The following is an 18,156-nucleotide window of genomic DNA, read 5'->3' on the forward strand; positions in this document are numbered from 1 at the left end:
GTGGAACACGGAAGCAGTTTTCTCCAGTCCGGCGTGGTCTTCCTGATCGCGGCGGTGTTCATGGTGCCGCTGGCCAAGCGCCTGCAACTGGGCGCGGTGCTCGGCTACCTGCTGGCCGGCGTGCTGATCGGTCCCAGCGTGCTGGGCCTGGTGGACAACCCGGAAAGCGTCGCGCAGATCTCCGAGATGGGCGTGGTGCTGCTGCTGTTCATCATCGGCCTGGAGCTGTCGCCGCGGCGCCTGTGGGTGATGCGCAAGTCGGTGTTCGGCGTCGGCCTGCTGCAGGTGCTGCTGACCGGCGTGGTGATCGGCACCGTGGCCCTGGTCGGCTTCGACCAACCGGTGAACAGCGCGGTGGTGCTCGGCCTGGGCCTGGCGCTGTCGTCCACCGCCTTCGGCCTGCAGATCCTCGCCGAGCGCAAGGAACTGACCCAGCCCCATGGCCGCCTGGCCTTCGCCATCCTGCTGTTCCAGGATATCGCGGCGATCCCGCTGATCGCCATGATCCCGCTGCTCAGCGGTGCGCACAGCGACGCCGGCGGTAGCGAACTGACCCAGACCCTCAAGGTAGTCGGCAGCATCGCCGCGGTGGTGGTCGGTGGCCGCTACCTGCTGCGCCCGGTGTTCCGCATCGTCGCCCAGACCAAGCTGCAGGACATGTCCACCGCCACTGCGCTGCTGGTGGTGATGGGTACCGCGCTGCTGATGGAGCTGGCCGGCGTGTCCATGGCCCTCGGTGCCTTCCTCGCCGGCCTGCTGCTGGCCGACTCGGAGTACCGCCACGAACTGGAGGCGCAGATCGAGCCGTTCAAGGGCCTGTTGCTCGGCCTGTTCTTCATCAGCGTGGGGATGAGCGCGGACATCAGCCTGCTGCTCAAGTCGCCGTGGATGGTGCTCGGCCTGACCGTGCTGCTGATCGCCCTGAAGGCGCCGGTGCTGTACTTCGTCGGACGCATTTCCGGCGGCCTCGACAAGGCCTCGGCGCTGCGCCTGGGCGTGGTCCTGGCGGCCGGCGGCGAGTTCGCCTTCGTCGTGTTCAAGATGGCCCGCGACCAGGGCCTGTTCCAGAACGACCTGCACAACCTGCTGGTGCTTTCCATCACCCTGTCGATGGCCCTGACCCCGTTGCTGGTACTCGGCCTCGCGCGCCTGCTGGCGAAGGAGCCGGAGGCGACGAAGCCGCCGCCGGAAATGGAACGCATCGACAACGACGACACCCCGCGCGTGGTGATCGCCGGGGTCGGCCGCATGGGCCAGATCGTCGCTCGCGTGCTGCGCGCCCAGCGCGTGCCGTTCATCGCCCTGGACACCTCGGTGGAGACCATCGAGCTGACCCGTACCCTCGGCGCGATCCCGATCTTCTACGGCGACCCGATGCGCCCGGAGATCCTTCGCGCGGCCCAGGTAGAGAAGGCCGAGTTCTTCGTCATCGCCACCGATGACCCGGAGACCAACATCGAGACGGCCAAGCGCGTGCGCAAGCTCTATCCGCACCTGAAGATCATCGCCCGCGCGCGTAACCGCCAGCACGTCCACCTGTTGCTCGACGCCGGGGTCGAGCCGGTGCGCGAGACCTTCTTCTCCAGCCTGGAGATGAGCCGCATGGTGCTCTGCGGCCTGGGTCTGAGCGAGGAACAGGCGGACGCGCGGATCCGTCGTTTCCGCCGGCACGACGAAGAGGTCCTGGCCTCCCAGCACCTGTTCTACAACGACCGCGACGCGCTGATCAAAAGCGCTCGCGAGGCGCGGGTCGAGCTGGAGACGCTGTTCCAGACCGACCAGTTGGAAGACCGTGGCGCGGTAGCGGCGGAGACCCCGGAGAAACCTTCCCGCGCGTCCTAGCGCCCGACCCATGCCGGTACGCCGGCATGGGTGATTCCCACGCCTGGGTCCATACTTTGCGGATATCGCAGTACGAAGGTTGGGATACCCGCGCGGCATCCCCTCTGTAGGGTGGAGGGCATCAGCCCAGCAGACGGCTGGACGCTTCCGCCGATCGAGGAACCTTATGCCTGTCGAACACCTGGACGTACTCATCGTCGGCGCCGGATTGTCCGGCGTCGGCGCCGCCTACCACCTGATGAAGCATTGCCCCGGCAAGAGCTTCGCCCTGCTCGAGGGGCGCGCGGCGATGGGCGGTACCTGGGACCTGTTCCGCTACCCCGGCATCCGTTCCGACTCGGACATGTTCACCCTCGGCTACAACTTCAAGCCATGGAGCGATCCCAAGGCCATCGCCGACGGTCCCTCGATCCGCCGCTACATCGAGGAGACCGCGCGGGAGAACGGCATCGACCGGAAGATCCGCTACCGCCACCGGGTGCTCAGGGCCGACTGGGATTCCGCCAATGCGCGCTGGAACCTCGACGTGCAGCGCGGTGACGAGCCCGAGCCGCTGCGCATGACCGCGCAGTTCCTGCTGATGTGTACCGGCTACTACCGCTACGAGGCCGGCTATACCCCGGAATTCGTCGGTCGCGAGGACTTCGCCGGGCAGGTCGTCCATCCGCAGCTGTGGCCCGAGGACCTCGACTACAGCGGCAAGAAGGTGGTGGTGATCGGCAGCGGCGCGACCGCCGTGACCCTGGTGCCGTCGCTGACCGACAAGGCCGCCCACGTCACCATGTTGCAGCGCTCGCCGTCCTACGTGATCACCCTGCCGCAGAAGGACGCGATCTCCAATTTCCTCCGCCGCTTCCTTCCGGAAACCTGGATCTACCGCCAGGCGCGGGCGCGCAACGTGGCCATGCAGATGGTCTTCTTCATGCTCGCCAGGACCTTCCCTGGCCTGGTCCGCAAGGTCCTGCTCAAGCTGGCCAGCCTGCAACTGGGCAAGCGCTTCGACATGCGCCACTTCAGCCCGCGCTACAAGCCGTGGGACGAGCGGGTCTGCGCGGTGCCGGACGGCGACCTGTTCAAGGTACTGCGCAAGGGCAAGGCGTCGGTGGTCACCGAGCACATCGACCGCTTCGTCGAGCGGGGCATTCGCCTGAAGACCGGCGAGGTGCTGGAGGCGGACATCATCGTCACCGCCACCGGCCTCGACCTGGTGATGTTCGGCGGCGCCGAGCTGGCGGTCGACGGCAAGCCGTTCCAGGTCAACCAGAGCATGGGCTATCGCGGCATCATGCTGCGCGACCTGCCGAACCTGGCGGCGGTGGTCGGCTATACCAACGCCAGCTGGACGCTCAAGGCGGACCTCTCCAGCGAATACTTCTGCCGCCTGATCAATCACATGGACGCCACCGGCATGCGCCAGGTGACCGCCCGCGACAGCACCGGCGACGTGCGCGAGGAGCCCTTCCTCAACCTCGACTCCGGCTACATCCAGCGCGCCGCCGAGCGCATGCCCAAGCAGGGCGACCGGATGCCCTGGAAGCTTTACCAGAACTACGTCCTCGATCTGGCGCTGCTGCGCTACGGCAAGGTCGAGGACGGCTACCTGGTGTTCTCCTCGCCGGCGTCGCAGCGGCAAGCCGGCGGCGCGGCGGTGCAGGCCCTGGGCTGAACCCGGCGGGCACCGCTCAGGCGTTCGCCGCGACCTGCCCGTAGGCCTTGCGCCAGGCGTCCAGGCCGCCGGCCAGCGCCCAGGTGCGGGTGAAGCCGGAGGCGTTGAGGCGCTGGGCGAGCATCGCGGCGGAAAGTTCGTGGGGACAGGCGCAATAGATGACGATGCTGGCGTCCCTGAGGTCGCCGGGCAGGTCCTTCAGCGACACGTTCAGTTCCACCGGGATGGCTCCCGGAATGCCGCTCGGCTCGTCTTCGTGATGGGCGCGGACATCGAGGATCACCGGCAATTGCCCCTGTTCGCGAAGGCTTTCCAGTTCCTCCACGCTGATTCGCGGAATCCGCCGGCTGCGCGACAGCAGGCGCTGGCGCTGCCAGAGCTTCCAGGCGATGAAGGCGGCGAAGGCGCCGGCGATCAGCAGCGCGCCGATGGCCGCGTAGTCGCTGAGCAGGGCCAGCAGGTGGTCCACCGCATCGCTGAAGATCACCCCCAGCAGCAGCGCGGAACCGGCCCAGAGTGCCGAGCCGGCGGCGTCGTAGGCGAGGAAGCGGCGCAGGTGGGTGCGGGTCATGCCGGCCAGGGTGGTGGACAACGCACTGGCGCCGGGCAGGAACTTCGACATCAGCAGCGCCCTCGGACCGACCCGCAGGTACATGTTCTGGCTCTGGCGGATGCAACTGTCCTGGGACAGCGAGACCTTGCAGATGCTGCGCAGGAGGAAGCCGCCATAGCGGCGCCCGGCCAGGTACCAGGCGACGTCCGCCAGCAGGCAGGCGAGCACCACCACCAGCAGGACCACGCCCAGCGGCGCGCCGACGCCCTGCATGGCCAGCGCGCCGGCGACGATCAGCGCCGGGTAGGCGGGGATCGGCAGCCCGGCCTGTTCGCAGAGCACGTTGAGGAACAGCAGGAGCAGCCCGTGGTTCTCCAGCAGGGGTTGCAGTTCACGCATGGCGGAGCCTCTCGAATGCTTCTGCGGGTAGTGTGAGCGCGAAGCGTGAAGCTGGGAAGAACCAAGTCGGCAGGGCCGGAGGCGTTGCGGCGGATAACGCCGCTGCGTCGAGAGAGGCGGCCCTGGGCTGGGGCGAAACGAAAGCAGCCCCTCGCCCGTGGGGGCGAGGGGCTGTCGGGTCAGGCCACTTCCACCAGCAGCACTTCGCTGTCTTCCAGGGCCGTGACCTTCAGGGTCGGTTCGTCGCGTACCGCCAGGCCATCGCGGGCCTCGGCGCGCACGCCGTTGACCTCGATGCTGCCGGTGGCCGGCACCAGGTAGGCGCGGCGACCGTTTTCCAGGGCGTACTCGGCGCTCTGGCCGGCCTTCAGGGTCACCGCGGCGACCTCGGCGTCGGCGCGGATGTGCAGCGCTTCGCTGTCCTGCTCGTCGCCGCTGGCGAGAGTGACGAAACGACCGTCGCGCTCGGCCTTCGGGAACGGTTTGGAGCCCCAGCGCGGCTGGTCGCCGCGGCGGTCCGGGATGATCCAGATCTGGAAGATCCGGGTGGTCTCGGCTTCCAGGTTGTACTCCGAATGGACGATGCCGGTACCGGCGCTCATCACCTGCACGTCGCCGGCCTCGGTGCGGCCCTTGTTGCCCAGGCTGTCCTGGTGGGTGATCGCGCCTTCGCGGACATAGGTGATGATCTCCATGTCACGGTGCGGGTGCGGCGGGAAGCCGCTGCCGGCGGCGATCTCGTCATCGTTCCAGACCCGCAGGCGGCCCCAGTCCTCGCGCTCCGGGTCATAGTAGTCGGCGAAGGAAAAATGATGACGCGCGTTCAGCCAGCCGTGGTTGGCATGGCCCAGACGGTCGAAAGGACGACGTTCGATCATGATCGGATCTCCATTGGGCCCGTCGCCGCTCGTTTGCGCGAGGGGGCGGGCGGTTGATGGGGTCATCATCCGTCAGATCATTGCGATAAAAAAGCGCGTATTTTCGGCTTTATCTATCTAATTATTAGATTCGATCAGGGCGCGAAGGAAGCGCGGGTCCGCCAGTGCGGCGAGGTGCCCGCCCGGGTATTCCCGCACCCGAGCGTCCAGGCGACGGGCGAAGGAACGTTGCAGCGACGGCGGGCTGAGCCGGTCGGCGGCCGCCACCACGTAGGTGACCGGGCAGGCTGGACGAGTCTGCCGTGGCGAGTCGATCAGCAATTGCGCTGGCTCGCTGGCGCTGGTCGGCACCTCGGCGCCGAGCAGTTCGAGGAAGCCGGCGCGGTCTTCCAGGCGGACCCGCCCTCCGAGCGGGTCGAGGCGGCATAGCCCGAGGAGATTGTCCTGGCCGCTGTCCTGGTAGCTTTCCAGCGCGCCGCCGCCCTCGCTGACCAGCGCGCTGAACAGGTACAGGTGCGCGGCGCGCTCGCCCAGGCGGGCCGCCAGGCATTGCGCCAGGTAGCCGCCGAAGCTGTGGCCGCAGAGTATCACCCGCTCCTCGCCGGCCAGCGTGGCGGCGGCCCGGTCCAGCCAATGCGCCAGGTCGCATCCGGGCGCGTCGCGCAGATGGTCGCAGCTTCGCCAGCCGGCGCCTTCCACGGACCAGGCGGAGCGGCGCAGGAAAAATCCCGAGACCAGCAGCACGCCGCTCATCCGCCGGCCCGCTCGGCCTGGCGCAGGCCGACCGCGCCGACCTGCAGCAGCATGATCACCCCGCACAGCGCGGCCAGGCCGAGGTACAGCGCCTGGCTGCCGGCATGGTCGAGCATGATCCCGCCGTACAGCGGTGCCAGCGCGGTGCCGAGGCTGTAGAGATTGGCCGCGCCGAAATAGCTGCCGCGCAAGTCGTCGGGGGTCAGTTGGTCGACCTCCACGCTGAAGGTCGGGAACACGATCAGTTCGCCGAGGCTGAGCACCACCGTGGCCAGCGCCAGGCCGGCGAACAGGGTCACCGGGGTCCAGGCGAAGCCTAGCTGGGCCAGGAGCATGAGCAGCATGCCGAGCATCAGGCGGCCGCCGGTGCCGGTGTTTTCCAGCAGGCGGAGGAGGGGAAACTGGGCGACCACTATGGTCAGCGCGTTGATGGTCACCAGCAGGGCGATGCTGTTGACCACGTCGGGCAGACCGCTGCGGGTGAGGTACTGCACGAGGGTCGAATCGAAGGTGGCGTAGATCAGCGCGGCCAGCATGTTGCACAGCAACAGCAGGGTGAAGGCGCGATGCCGGGCCATGCTCAGGCAGGCTTCGAGGAACCCCGTCGAGGATCGCGGGGCAAGGCTGCGCCGCTTCAGTTCGAGGTGGTGCAGCAGGCGCCAGAGCAGCAGGCCGTAGCAGAAGTAGACCAGCGCGGTGACCAGGAAGGTGCCGGCTTGGGCGGCGACGCCGAGGGTCAGGCCGATCAGCGGGCCGAGGGCGGCGCCCAGGTTGATCAGGAAGTACCGGCAGTAGAGCGCCAGTTCCCGCGAGCGGCGATCCTCGACGCGGTCGCCGATCAGCGCCTTGCAACTGGATTCGAGCAGGGCGCAGCCGATGCTCACCCCGGAGATCGCCAGTCCGTAGGACAGCGGCTGGCCGCTGAAGCCCAGCAGCACGAAGGAAAGCCCGCTGAGGCTGGTGCCGAAGAAGATCAGGCGCTTGCGCCCGAAACGGTCCGACAGCCAGCCGGTATAGATGCCGCTGAGCGCGCCGCAGACGGTCGCCAGCGCCAGCAGCAGGCCGATGGCGCTGGCGGACAGCCGGAACTCGCGCCACAGCAGCAGTGCCAGGAACGGCCAGACCATGAAGTAGGCGCCGCGGGTCAGCAGCGTACCGACGAGCATTACGTGGATTTCCGTCGGCAGGGCGCGGAAGCGTTGCACGCTGAAGGTGTTGTCGCTCACGGGCGGGGCTCCTGGGCGAGGGGACGGATGCCGCCGCGCAGGCTGCCGGCGGCTACCTGGTGGAACAGCGGCAGGAAGCTTTCCGGCAGTTCGCGGGTGAACTCGCTGCTCAGCCAGCAGCGCAGCAGGCAGCGGCGCTGCCGCTCGTCGTCGCTGAACTCGGTGCGCGCGTGCAGGGTGGTGTGGTTGTTCACCAGCACCAGCATGCCCTTGCTGAAGTCCAGTTCGGCATAGCCGTCGGCGCGTTCGATCGCCTCGTCCAGGCCGTCGAGCATGCTTCGCACCTGCGGGGCGAGGCTTAGCCCGTGGCGCGTCACCGATTCGTTGAACTTGCGGATATAGCGCAAGACGAAGGTCCGTGGGGTTTCCGTGAGCAGCGGCACCAGCGCGTAGTCGGCGTCGCCTTCGTCGCGCAGGTCGTGGGGGATCGGTTGGCCGAGCAGGGGCAGCCAGGCCGGATTGGCGGCTTCCAGGGTGGCGAGGACGTCGGCCGAGGAACGGATGCGGAAGGCGCCGCCCCGGCGTGCCGGCGACCAGCAGGCGAGCACGGTGAGATCGGCGCGATCGGAGTGGAAGGCCAGTTCCTGACTGGTGAGGTGGCCGCGCTGCGGCGCGTCGCGGGCGTCGCGCAGACCGAGGTCGCGCACTTCCTTGAGGTACTCGCCATTGCGGTTGATCGCCACGGTGCGTCCCAGCCATTGGCAGAATGCGCGGAACACCCGCTGGAATTCGTCCTCGGCGAGTCCGCGCAGCAGCGCGGAATCGTGCAGCAGCACGCCGCTGCCGTGCTCCAGTTCGTGATGCAGGCGCTGGCGCAGGAGAGCCTCCGCGCTATCCGCGGGACGCCGCTCCAGCAGGCGCGCGAACAGCGTTTCTAGGCCGGCGGCGAAAGCGGCCGAAGCGCAGAACACCGCGTTGCCCCGCCAGGGCGCGGGGCGACGATGGATGGTTGTCATAGCGAGGCTCCGTATTCCTGCTGCCAGAGCGACAGGGTGGTGAGGGTGAACAATTGGTCGCCGGGCAGCGCCGCGACGTTCGGTGCATCCAGGCCTTCCAGGCCGAGGTCGTGGAGCGCCGGCAGGCGTTCGGCGAGGTGCCGGCGCATTTCCCCGAGGGCCTGCGGCCACCGTTCGAACGGCAGGCGGAAATGCCGTTTCGGCTGCGCCTGCCAGCGTTTCTCGCGCTGCTCCAGGAGCGCCACCAGCGGTGCCTTGGCGGTGTCGCCGACGATCCGCTGGAGGCGCCCGGCGCGCTGCGCCAGGGCGCCATGCAGGTAGGGGGTGCGCGCTTCGATGGTGCGCGACATCAGCAGATGGTCGGCGCGGCGCAGCAGCGGCTCCAGCGAGTAGTGCAGGTCGAACTGGCCGATCGCCGCCTCGAGGCCCTGGCCGAGGGCCTCGTGGGCGAGTTCCTCGATCCGCTCGGCGACCCGTCGGCCCGCCGGTTCCGCCAGCAGCGCGGCCTTGCGCCGGTACTCGCCGAACCAGGCGGCGGCGAAGCGCCGCGGTTCCGGCGCGTCGCGCCGGCGCCAGAGTTCGAGATGGCGCGGGTAGCCCCAGAACAGTTCGTCGGCGCCTTCGCCGAGAAGCACGCAGTGATAGCCCTGCTCGCCGATACCGTCGGCCAGGCGCTGGTACATCAGCAGGCTGGACATCCGTGTCGCCCCGCCGAAGTTGCCGACCGCGCGACGCAGCAGCGGCATGAAGGCTTCCTGGCGCAGCTCGAAGCGTTGCAGCCGAGGGTGTGGCAGCAGGCTTTCCTCGTCGCCTTCCAGGCACAGGTGGAAGCGTTGCAACTGCGGGTCCAGGTAGCTGCCGAGCAGGTTGGAATCGACCCCGCCGCTGACCAGCAGGGCGCAGGGGCGGAAGGTCTGGCGGCAGCGTTCGAGGGTTTCACCGAGCTGCTCGTCGAGGCTGTCCGCCTCGCTGGCCGGGGCGGTGGCCAGCCGCTGGCGCTGGCAGAGGCGCGGACGCTCCTGGGAGAGATCGAAGCGCAACACCTCGCCGGGCAGCAGCAGACGGACCTGCTGGAACAGGGTCTGGCCTTCCAGCGGCACGCCGGCGGCGACCACCTGGGCGATCGCCTCGGCGTCGGCGCGGGCGCCGCCGAGCAGGTGCAGCAGCGCCCGCGGCTCGGAGGCGAAGGCCAGCAGGCCGCGCTCGGGCTGGTAGCTGTAGTACAGCGGCTTGATGCCGAACTCGTCGCGCAGCAGGGTCAATTGCCGGGTCTGCGGGTCCCAGCTGGCGAGGGCGTACATGCCGTCCGGCAGTACCCCGCGCTGCAAGCCGTCGAGCAGCAGGCGGATCTCGCCATGGATTTCGCAGCCGGCCTGGTAGACCTCGCCGTTGTAGGCGACCCGCCGCTGACCCTCCTGCGGCGGCAGCGGCACCGCCGCGGCGCCGGACATCGGCAGGCGGGTCATACCGATGGCGCCGTTCGGCAGGGCCGCGATGCCCTCGCCGAACGGACCCCGATGGGCCAGCAGGCGTAGCGCTCCGGCGAAGCGCGAGACACTGAAACCGGTGCCGACGTAACCGAGGATGCCGCACATCACGAGGCTTCCCGTTGCAGCAGCGTGGCGAGCGCACGGCGATCGTGCTTGCCGGCGCCATTCAGCGGCAGGGCCTGGTGCGACAGCACCACGCGCTGCGGCGCGCGGAGGGTGCCGAGCTGCTGCTGGAGCCAGGGCAGGAAGGCGAACTCGACCTGCGGCGCGGTGTGGATCACGGCGACATAGTCTTCGCCATAGAGCGGGCAGTCGACCTTCAGGCAGCAGACGTCGATCACCTCGTCCAGGCCGTTGAGCGCCCGTTCGCATTCATTCAGGTGGAACAGGTTGCCGCCCTTGTTGATGGTGCCGTCGCAACGGCCGAGGACGTGCACGCAGCGGTCCTCGTCGAAGTAGGCGAGGTCCTGGGTGTTCAGCCAGCCGTCCTCGAGCACCTGGGCGGTCAGGTCGGGGCGGTTGACGTAGCCGGAGAACAGGCTCGGCGTGCGCACCCACAGGCGCCCGCGTTCGCCGCTGCCCTCCAGCGGGCGGCCGTCGGGGTCGGTCAGCTTGAGTTCCAGGCCGACGGCCGGTCCCACCGAGTTGTCGAACGCGTCGCCGCGACGCTTGCCGAAGAGGAAGGCGAAGCCGCACTCGCTGAGGCCGTAGATGTTCGCCAGCGCCGCGTAGTCGCGCTGGAAGGCCGCCTGCAGGTCGGCGTCCAGGCGCGCCGAGCCGGCGACGCAGAGCAGGCGCTGCAACGGCAAGCGGCGCGGCGGCGGGGAGCCTTCCTTGACCATGTGGTTGACCACCGGCGGCACCAGGTAGAGGAAACTGATGCCGAAGCGTTCCACGTATTCCCAGAAGCCTTCGCTGTCGGCCCAGCAGTGCAGCGGCAGGAGCACCGCGCTGCCGCCGTACAGCAGCGGGAAGAGGAAATTGATGCCGAGGATGCCCAGGCCGCTGATCCGGTAGAAGCAACCGGAGCGCGTGTGCTCGCCGATGCCCAGGCAGTCGCGGCCGATGCGGTAGGCATGGAGCATGGCCTGCTGGCTGAGTTCGATGCCTTTCGGCTGGCCGGTGGTGCCCGAGGTGAACAGGATCATGTGGCTGTGCGCGGCGCGGTCGAGCCGGCGCGTCGCGCTGCGCTCGAAGTCCAGCGCCAGGCGCAGCCCGGCCAGCGCGCCCTCGAGCGGATGTTCGCTGGCCAGCGCTTCCAGGCGCATCTCGTCGACGATGGCCTGCTTCGCGGCCTCCCCCCACTCGGGATCGATCAGCACCAGATGCTTGCCCGCGCGCATGACCGCATAGATCAGGCAGAGGTTGCGGTAGCTGTTGTCGAGCAGCACGCCGACGCTGCGGCAGGCATGCGCGGCGATCTGCTCGGCGAGGGCATCGACCTGGCGGTCGGCGTCGCCCCAGGTGTATTCCAGCGGTCGCTCCGGCTCGCGGGCGTCGATCAGGAACGGCCGCCGCGGGTCGGCGCTGCCGAGATGGCGGAGGGTGCTGTCGAGCGATACGGGTACGGGGAGGCTGCTCATGCCGGCTCCTCAGCGATTCAGCGCGGTGAAGGCGTGGATGTCGAAGTTCACCGCCACCTGCGGCGCGCGCTCGATCTCGCGCACCGCGGCGATGAAGCGGTCGGCGTAGTCTTCGCCGCCTTCCTGCTCGATGTAGCGGGTCACGTAGCTGGTGGAGAGGAAGAACAGCGCGACCTCCTCCGGGCTGAGGAAGATGATGTTGGCGAACACTTCGCGGCGGCAGTCGCGCAGGTGCGGGCAACTGCCCATGATCTCCAGGGTGTCGTCATAGCGGGTCAGGCGCGGGTCGCGGTGTTTGGCCCACTTGTTCACCAGTTCGTGCTCGATGAAGTCGCGCAGCGGCCCGTAGGCGATCGGGAAGTCGTACTTGTAGGCGCAGAACAGCCCGCCGGGGGTCAGCCAGTCGGCCATGCGCGTCAGCACCTGCTTGCGGTCCATCCAGTAGAAGGAGGTGGCGCTGGTGACCAGGTCGAAGCGGCGTTGCGGCGCGAAGGTTTCCGCCGGCGACACGCTGAAGCGGATCTCCGGGTAGTTCTCGCGGGCCTTGGCGATCAGCGCCTCGCCCAGGTCGCTGCCTTCCACGTAGCGGAACCAGGGTTGCAGGCGGACGGTCGAGACGCCGTTGCCGCAGCCGATGTCCAGCGCCGCTTCGCGTGCCGGGGCGCGTTCGGCGAGGTTGCGGTAGAGCGAATCCGGATAGGCGATCTTGCCGCGGACCACGTTGTAGGCGTCTGCGTGCTTGTCGAACTGCTTCATTGGGTAATCTCCAGTAGGCTCTCGTGGTAATCGCCCTTGTGGACGAAATTGATGTAGGTGCCGCTGCCGCCGAGGTAGCGGTAGCTGTGCTCGACGCCGGCGGGGATGAACACGCTGGCCGGGCTCTGCAAACGGCGCAGTTGGCCGCCTAGCAGGACTTCCACCTCCAGGCCGCGGTAGTCCTCGTCGCTGCCGAGGAACAGGAACACCGAGTCGCAGTTGTGCACGTGGCTGTCGACGTGGCCCGGCCCGCCGTCGCCGACGTCGTGGAACTGGCGGGCGATGAAGTAGAACGGCGAGCCGTCGAGCAGGCGCCGGTCGAGCATGACGAAGCGCTTGCCGGGGCCGTGGCGGTGGTACTTCAGTTCGCTGGCGGATTTCTCGAAAGGCGTGAGGAACAGGGATTGGCGGTGCATCGGCGTGTAGCGTTGCAGCGAGACACGGCCGTTGATCAGTTCCGGATCGAAGGCGCTGTAGGCGTCCTGGTTTTCCTGCATGGCCAACTGGTGCAGGCGGGCGACATGGACGAAGGCGTTCTCGCCGACCACCGGGTGCATCGGCGAACGCTTGATCCGGCTGTGCGCCTCGACCAGCTCGGAGACCGCGAGGACGTTCTTCAGGTTGAAGCGGTCGGCGGCGAACTTGGTGTGCAGCAGGGTCAGCAACTGGAAGGTATCGGTGATCCCGGCGCGTTCGCCGATCCCGTTGCAGCTCGCCGAGTGCCACTGGACCCCGGCCTGGATCGCCGCCAGGGTGTTGCCCAGGGCCAGGCCGCGGTCGTTGTGCACGTGGTACTCGAAGACCACGTCGGGGAACTCGTGGCGCAGCAGCGAGAGCACGTCGAAGGTCTCGTCCGGCAGCAGGATGCCCACGCTGTCGGCGAAGCAGATGCGATCGGCGCCGGCGTCGCGCGCGGTGGCGATCATGCTGACCAGGTCGCTGACCGAGGTGCGCGCGGCGTCTTCCACCGTGGCCCGGACCCGCAGGCCGCGTTCGCGGGCGTAGCGGATCGCGTCGTGGAACAGTTCGAGCACCTCCTCGCGGTTCATGCCCTTGAACTTGGTTTCCAGCGAAATCGCGTTGATCGAGGCGAACAGCCCGACCCACTGCGCACCGGTTTCCAGCACCGCGTCGATATCCTCCCGGCGCGCCCGGGCGTGGGCCAGCACCGGCGTGGAAACCGCCGCCACCACGGCGCGTACCCGCTCGCGTTCGTCCGCGGAAATCCGCGGGTGGCCGCACTCGATCATATCCACCCCCAGCGCCGCGATTTCCCTCGCCAGCTGGACCGACTGCGCGCTGTCGAAGCTGCACTGGCGGGCCTGGCACCCCTCGCGCAGGGTGCAGTCGATGACCCGGATCATCGTCTCGCTCCAGCGTCCGAGGCCGACAGCGCCGCCAGCCGCGGCTCCCTGATGAAGTCGTGGATCTTCGGCGCATGACCGAACTGGCGGGAGAAACGGGCGAGGAAGGTGACCATCTTCAGCGAGTAGTCGCACAGCTGCGGAAGATAGTGGTCGAGGTTGTCCTCGGTGATTGCCTCGTCCGGGAACACGCTTTTCAGGTTGGAAGCGATCCAGGTTTTCATGCTGTCCTCTCGATTCAGTTGGTGGAATTCGTCGTCGTCGACGAAGACGATCGGCATGCCGATGCGCAGCTGGCCGCTGCGGTTGTTGTGGCTGCCATGTGCGGTGCGGGCGGGCCAGACCAGGACGTCGCCGGCGTCCAGCTCGGCATCCACCAGTTGCTCGCGGGAAATGCCGTTGGCCTGGAGGTCGATGCACTTGAACATCGGGTAGGCGAGGTCGAATTCGTGAGGGAAGATCGTGCGGTCGTCGGGGTAATAGAACATCCCACCGTTGTCGTTCCGCGACGGGGTCAGGGCGACCCAGAAGGTCTGCGCGCTTTCGTAGCGCTTCTCCCACAGCGCGATGTCCTGGTGCAGCGGGATGTAGGACTCGTCGGCATGGCGCTTGATGAACGCCGCGTGGCGCAGCAGGCGCGGCTTGCGCAGATGGTCGCGGACCAGCGCGTCGAGCCCGGAGCGGGCGAACCAGTCGTCCCAGAAGAGCGGGTCGTGGCGGTGCAGGTTGCGCACCTTCTTCGCCTCGCGGCGCTCGTCGTCGGCGATGTCGAATTCCGGTTCCAGCGCCGGGTCCGGCCGCTGCGCCGCGGCGAGGATCCAGTCCAGCGCCTGTTGGCGCAATTGCGGGGATACCACCTGCCGATAGTGTTTCATTGGACGGACTCCTTGCTGACGGTGTGGACGATGAAATCGATCACCGCCGGGTCCTGCAGGGCCAGGTGGTGCGGACGCTCGCAGGGGAAGGTGTCGAGCCGCTCGATCAGGTCGCACCAGCGTTCGGCGGCCGGGTCGCGGCCGGCGTCGTCCCGGCAGCGCACCCAGCTGGCGCGGGCGAGGCGATGGCGGGGCTGCCAGCGGCCGAACAGCTCGACATTGCGCAGCAGGACCTCTTCGCGCAGTTCGCCAAGCTCGCTCATCAGGGCGATCCACTCGCGCATCTCGGCGCTCAGCCAGCGCTGGTATTGCTCGCTTGGCGGCATTCGCCGCAGGGCCGGCCAGGGCAGGTGGCTGTCGATCATCAGCAGGCGGCTGGCCGGCAACTGGCGGGCCATCTCGTAGCCGACCAGGCCGCCGAAGGAATAGCCGATCAGCCAGTCCGGTTCTTCCGCCAGGCCGTCGAGTACCTGGCTGGCGAGGGCTTCGATGCTGGCGTAGGCATCCAGCCGGTGGTAGTCGACCGGCCGGCAGTCCGTTGCGCCGAGGCGTGCCAGCAGCCCGCGGAAGCAGCTCGGGTGGCCGATGAAGTCAGGCAGCAGGATCAGCATGGGCGCAGCGCCTCGGCCATGGCCGCCGCCAGCGCCAGGGTCCGTTCGCGGCCGAAGCGGCTGGCCAGGCTGGCGTCCCAGCCGCCGTCGTCGCGCCGGACCAGGGTCAGGGTCAGCGGCAGGCGGCTCTTCAGCGTCGGCCGGTGGATGAACCCGGCGCTGCGGAACGGCTGGTCGATGACATTGATCATCACCTGGGCGTCGGCATAGCGCAGTCCGGCCCGTTCGGCGATGGCCTCTGCCGGCAGCAGACTGTGCTCGAAGGCCTCGAGCCTGTGTCGTTCGAAGGTGTCCTCGGCGGTCGCGGCGTCCAGCAGCAGCGGCACCAGGTTCAGCCAGCAACCGGAAACCGCCGTGCCTCGGCGACTGCGCAGGCTGACCGGGGTCAGCGCCAGGACCTTGCCGGTGGCGCCCTGGCTGGCCAGGGCGAGAGCCAGGGCGCAGGCGAGCCGGGTCAGCAGGGCGGCTTCGCCGTCTCCTGGCGTGGCGGCCAAGCGGAAATCCTCGCAATGGCTGGCGCGCTCCGCCCAGGGCAGGCTCGCCAGTTCACGGAACGCCTCGCCGCGCTCGCTCCAGTAGTCTTCCAGCCTGGTCCTGCGCTCGCGCAGCTGGCGCTCCAGGCGCCATTGCTGCTGGAGGAAGCCGAACTCGGGGGCCGCCGCTTCGGTCGTGGGGTCGGCGTTGAGCACGGCCAGGCGGGCCAGCAGCACGCTGGCGAAGTCGGCGTCGGCGACCAGGTGATGCAGCCAGACGCCCCAGCGCGCACGTCCTCCGCAGCGCCCGTGGATCAGTCGCAGCAGGCCGCGCTCGAACAGGGAATGCGGGTGTTGCAGCAGCGCTGCGATGAGCGCGTCTTCGTCGGCGAAGGGGCCGACTTCCAGCGCCGGGCTCTCCTCGGGCCGCCCGTGGACGACCAGTTCGAAACCTTCCGCGCCGCTGTCCACCTGGCTGTCGAGCAACGGGAACTCTTCGCGCAGGCGCCGACCCAGGCGCGTCAGGTCGGATGCCGGCACCTCGGCCGGAGCCAGGTAGCAGAGGCCGAAGCGGGTCAGGTCGGCGCCGAGCAGCTCGCTGAAGACCATCCCGCAGGACCAGGGCGACAGGTCGACGCGCAAGGACTGCGCGGCCTCATCCGGCATCGGTTGGTGCCGCAGGCGGTCGCGCTCGGAGGGGGACAGGCGGTGCCAATCGCCGACCACCACCAGGTGCTCGCGGAACCAGTGGTAGCGCACCTCCGCGGAGAGACCGACGTTCATGCCGCGCTCCTCGACAGCACCAGCGGCTGCTCCGGCGTCGCCGCCCGTTCCAGCAGACGCTCCGGCGCCAGGCCGTGGCTGCGCAGGAGACGGCTGAACTGGTCGAGGCGCGAGTTTGCCTGCAAGTCGGCGAGTCCCAGGTTTGCTCCCGCACCCGCCGATTGACAGAGGGCGACCAGTTGCAGGGCGAGCAACGAGTTGCCGCCGCAGAGGAAGAAATCCTGGTCGGCGGCGCCGACCTCGCAACCCAGCAATTCGCTCCACAGCTGCGCGCAGCCGCGTTGGTCGGGATCGAGCGCGCTGGCGCAGCGCTCCAGCGGTTCTTCCAGGCGGCGCAGCAGGGCGGCGCGGTCCAGCTTGCCGTGCGCCGTCAAGGGCAAGGCCTCGACCCGGACGCAGGCATGCGGGCGCTGCCAGGTGGGCAGTTGGCGGAGCAGGGCCTGTGGGCTGGCGTCGGCTTTTCCCGTCCAGGCGCAGAGCAGTTGCTTGACGCCGTTGCGCTCGCGGACCAGCAGGGCGCAGTCGAGGATGCCCGGCTGGCGGCGCAAGCGCTGTTCCAGGGCGGGGAGGTCGAGGCGATAGCCGTTCAGCTTGACCTGGCCATCGCCGCGGCCGATGAAGCGCAGCCGACCCTGCTCGTCGTAGCGAGCGCGGTCGCCGGTACGGTAGGCACGCAGCAGGCGGCCGCGATAGGGCAACTCGACGAAGCTGGCGCGGGTGCGCGTCGCATCGTTCCGATAACCCTGCGCCAGGCCGGCGCCGAAGGCGACGATCTCCCCGGCCCGGTCGGGCTCGGCGATCTCCTGTCCGTGCTCGTCGAGCAGGAGCACTGCGGTGCCGGCGATGGCCTTGCCGATGGGGATGTCGTCTTCCTCGAGGTCGTCGTCGGTGACGACATGGCAGCAGGTGAAGGTGGTGTTCTCCGTCGGTCCGTAGCCATTCACCAGGTGCAGTCGCGGATGCCGCAGCAGCGCCCGGCGCACGTGCGGCACCGAGAGGATGTCGCCGCCGGTGAGCAACTGGCGAAGGCCGCCGAGGCAGTCCGGGTCGAGGTCCACCAGGGTGTTGAACAGCGAGGCGGTGAGCCAGGCGCTGTCGGCTCCGCGCTCGTCGATCAGCCGGCGCAGCACGCCCGGGTCGAGGGGGCCGAGGTCGTTCAGCACGCAGCAGCCGCCGTTGAGCAGCGCGCCCCAGATCTCCAGGGTCGCCGCATCGAAGGACAGCGGCGAGTTCACCAGGAAGCGCATCTGCGGAGCGAACGCGAGGAACGACTGGCCCAGGCACAGACGGGTAATGCCGGCGTGGGTGCAGGCGATGGCTTTCGGGCGGCCGGTGGTGCCCGAGGAGAAGTTGATGTAGGCGATCTGGTCCGCCGCGAAGCATGGCCGGGCGACCGAGGCTGGAGCGGCAGGCAGGTGCCTGACCGGGACGCAGGGAAGACCGTTGGCGGGCGTCGGCGTGGTCGAGCAGTCGAGGATCAGGCGGCAGTCGACCTGCCGGCACAACTCTGCATTCCAGGCCGCCGGTTGTTTCAGGTCTATATATAAGTAGTGATGGCCGGATAATAGTATGGCGAGCAGGCAGACAATGCTTTCCCGAGAATATTCGCCGTACACTCCAAGACAAACTCCCGGCTGCGGATAATGCTCGAGAAGATAGGCTGAAAGTTGTTCGGCGCTATGCAGGAGTTGCCGATAGTCGACACTTCCGAAACGGTCCCTGATGGCTTCGCGATGGGGATGAAGCGCTGCCATTTCGCTGAAGCGGGCCACCACCGTTGGGTGCGCGTACAGGTCGAGCAGGGAGTTCTGGGACATTCTGGCGATCGCCTTTTTTCGAAAAAATGAGTCCATCTGCCGGCTTCTTCGGCTAAATGAAGGGTTTTTGGTTTTTCGTGAGGACGGCGGCCGAGTCTTCCCGGGAACTGCCAGTCGTCCGCCGCCCACCG

15 protein-coding genes are annotated in these 18,156 nt (G+C 68.4%); 2 read left to right on the forward strand and 13 right to left on the reverse strand.

What is annotated here, in order from left to right; genetic code table 11:
* Together kefB and VQ065_RS11210 are read left to right on the forward strand one after the other, a co-directional pair.
* Positions 1-1,842, forward strand: coding sequence for a glutathione-regulated potassium-efflux system protein KefB (kefB, locus tag VQ065_RS11205; RefSeq protein WP_003086638.1), 1,842 nt, complete (start codon positions 1-3; stop codon positions 1,840-1,842).
* A gap of 166 nt (positions 1,843-2,008) precedes the next feature.
* Positions 2,009-3,508: a flavin-containing monooxygenase gene (locus tag VQ065_RS11210; RefSeq protein ID WP_003086655.1), complete on the forward strand. Its 1,500-nt coding sequence runs from the start codon at positions 2,009-2,011 to the stop codon at positions 3,506-3,508.
* A gap of 16 nt (positions 3,509-3,524) precedes the next feature.
* On the opposite strand, the gene VQ065_RS11215 is transcribed toward VQ065_RS11210, so the two are convergent.
* From VQ065_RS11215 to VQ065_RS11275, 13 genes are all read right to left on the reverse strand, one after another.
* Positions 3,525-4,460: a DedA family protein/thiosulfate sulfurtransferase GlpE gene (locus tag VQ065_RS11215; RefSeq protein ID WP_003086658.1), complete on the reverse strand. Its 936-nt coding sequence runs from the start codon at positions 4,458-4,460 to the stop codon at positions 3,525-3,527.
* 179 nt (positions 4,461-4,639) lie between these two features.
* Entirely contained in the window at positions 4,640-5,338 is a 699-nt protein-coding gene (locus VQ065_RS11220) for a pirin family protein (RefSeq protein ID WP_003086661.1), read from the reverse strand.
* A gap of 117 nt (positions 5,339-5,455) precedes the next feature.
* Positions 5,456-6,091, reverse strand: coding sequence for an alpha/beta fold hydrolase (locus VQ065_RS11225; protein WP_003086664.1), 636 nt, complete (start codon positions 6,089-6,091; stop codon positions 5,456-5,458).
* Positions 6,088-7,317, reverse strand: a complete 1,230-nt coding sequence (locus VQ065_RS11230; protein WP_003082502.1) for an MDR family MFS transporter — start codon at positions 7,315-7,317, stop codon at positions 6,088-6,090. The genes VQ065_RS11225 and VQ065_RS11230 overlap by 4 nt, the downstream gene beginning before the upstream one ends.
* The gene (locus tag VQ065_RS11235; protein ID WP_003082503.1) at positions 7,314-8,273 is read right to left on the reverse strand and encodes a clavaminate synthase family protein; all 960 of its coding nucleotides are present in this window, start codon (positions 8,271-8,273) and stop codon (positions 7,314-7,316) included. The genes VQ065_RS11230 and VQ065_RS11235 overlap by 4 nt, the downstream gene beginning before the upstream one ends.
* On the reverse strand, positions 8,270-9,868 hold the full coding sequence (locus tag VQ065_RS11240; RefSeq protein ID WP_003086667.1) for an asparagine synthetase B family protein: 1,599 nt from the start codon (positions 9,866-9,868) through the stop codon (positions 8,270-8,272). Before VQ065_RS11240 ends, VQ065_RS11235 begins: the two co-directional genes overlap by 4 nt.
* Entirely contained in the window at positions 9,868-11,346 is a 1,479-nt protein-coding gene (locus tag VQ065_RS11245) for an ANL family adenylate-forming protein (RefSeq protein ID WP_003086670.1), read from the reverse strand. The genes VQ065_RS11240 and VQ065_RS11245 overlap by 1 nt, the downstream gene beginning before the upstream one ends.
* Positions 11,347-11,355: 9 nt before the next feature.
* Positions 11,356-12,102: a class I SAM-dependent methyltransferase gene (locus tag VQ065_RS11250; protein ID WP_003086673.1), complete on the reverse strand. Its 747-nt coding sequence runs from the start codon at positions 12,100-12,102 to the stop codon at positions 11,356-11,358.
* Positions 12,099-13,466 carry a 2-isopropylmalate synthase gene (locus VQ065_RS11255; protein ID WP_003086676.1) on the reverse strand — a complete coding sequence of 456 codons (1,368 nt, stop codon included), beginning with the start codon at positions 13,464-13,466 and terminating at the stop codon, positions 12,099-12,101. Before VQ065_RS11255 ends, VQ065_RS11250 begins: the two co-directional genes overlap by 4 nt.
* Positions 13,463-14,341, reverse strand: coding sequence for a phytanoyl-CoA dioxygenase family protein (locus VQ065_RS11260; protein ID WP_340080401.1), 879 nt, complete (start codon positions 14,339-14,341; stop codon positions 13,463-13,465). Before VQ065_RS11260 ends, VQ065_RS11255 begins: the two co-directional genes overlap by 4 nt.
* Complete coding sequence (locus tag VQ065_RS11265; protein WP_003086680.1) at positions 14,338-14,952, reverse strand: alpha/beta fold hydrolase; 615 nt, start codon at positions 14,950-14,952, stop codon at positions 14,338-14,340. Before VQ065_RS11265 ends, VQ065_RS11260 begins: the two co-directional genes overlap by 4 nt.
* Complete coding sequence (locus VQ065_RS11270; protein WP_003086682.1) at positions 14,946-16,208, reverse strand: hypothetical protein; 1,263 nt, start codon at positions 16,206-16,208, stop codon at positions 14,946-14,948. The genes VQ065_RS11265 and VQ065_RS11270 overlap by 7 nt, the downstream gene beginning before the upstream one ends.
* Positions 16,205-18,025: a non-ribosomal peptide synthetase gene (locus VQ065_RS11275; protein ID WP_003086684.1), complete on the reverse strand. Its 1,821-nt coding sequence runs from the start codon at positions 18,023-18,025 to the stop codon at positions 16,205-16,207. Before VQ065_RS11275 ends, VQ065_RS11270 begins: the two co-directional genes overlap by 4 nt.
* Positions 18,026-18,156: the final 131 nt, after the last annotated feature.

This window comes from Pseudomonas sp. KBN10P06128 (assembly GCF_037574945.1).
Classification (GTDB): domain Bacteria; phylum Pseudomonadota; class Gammaproteobacteria; order Pseudomonadales; family Pseudomonadaceae; genus Pseudomonas; species Pseudomonas aeruginosa.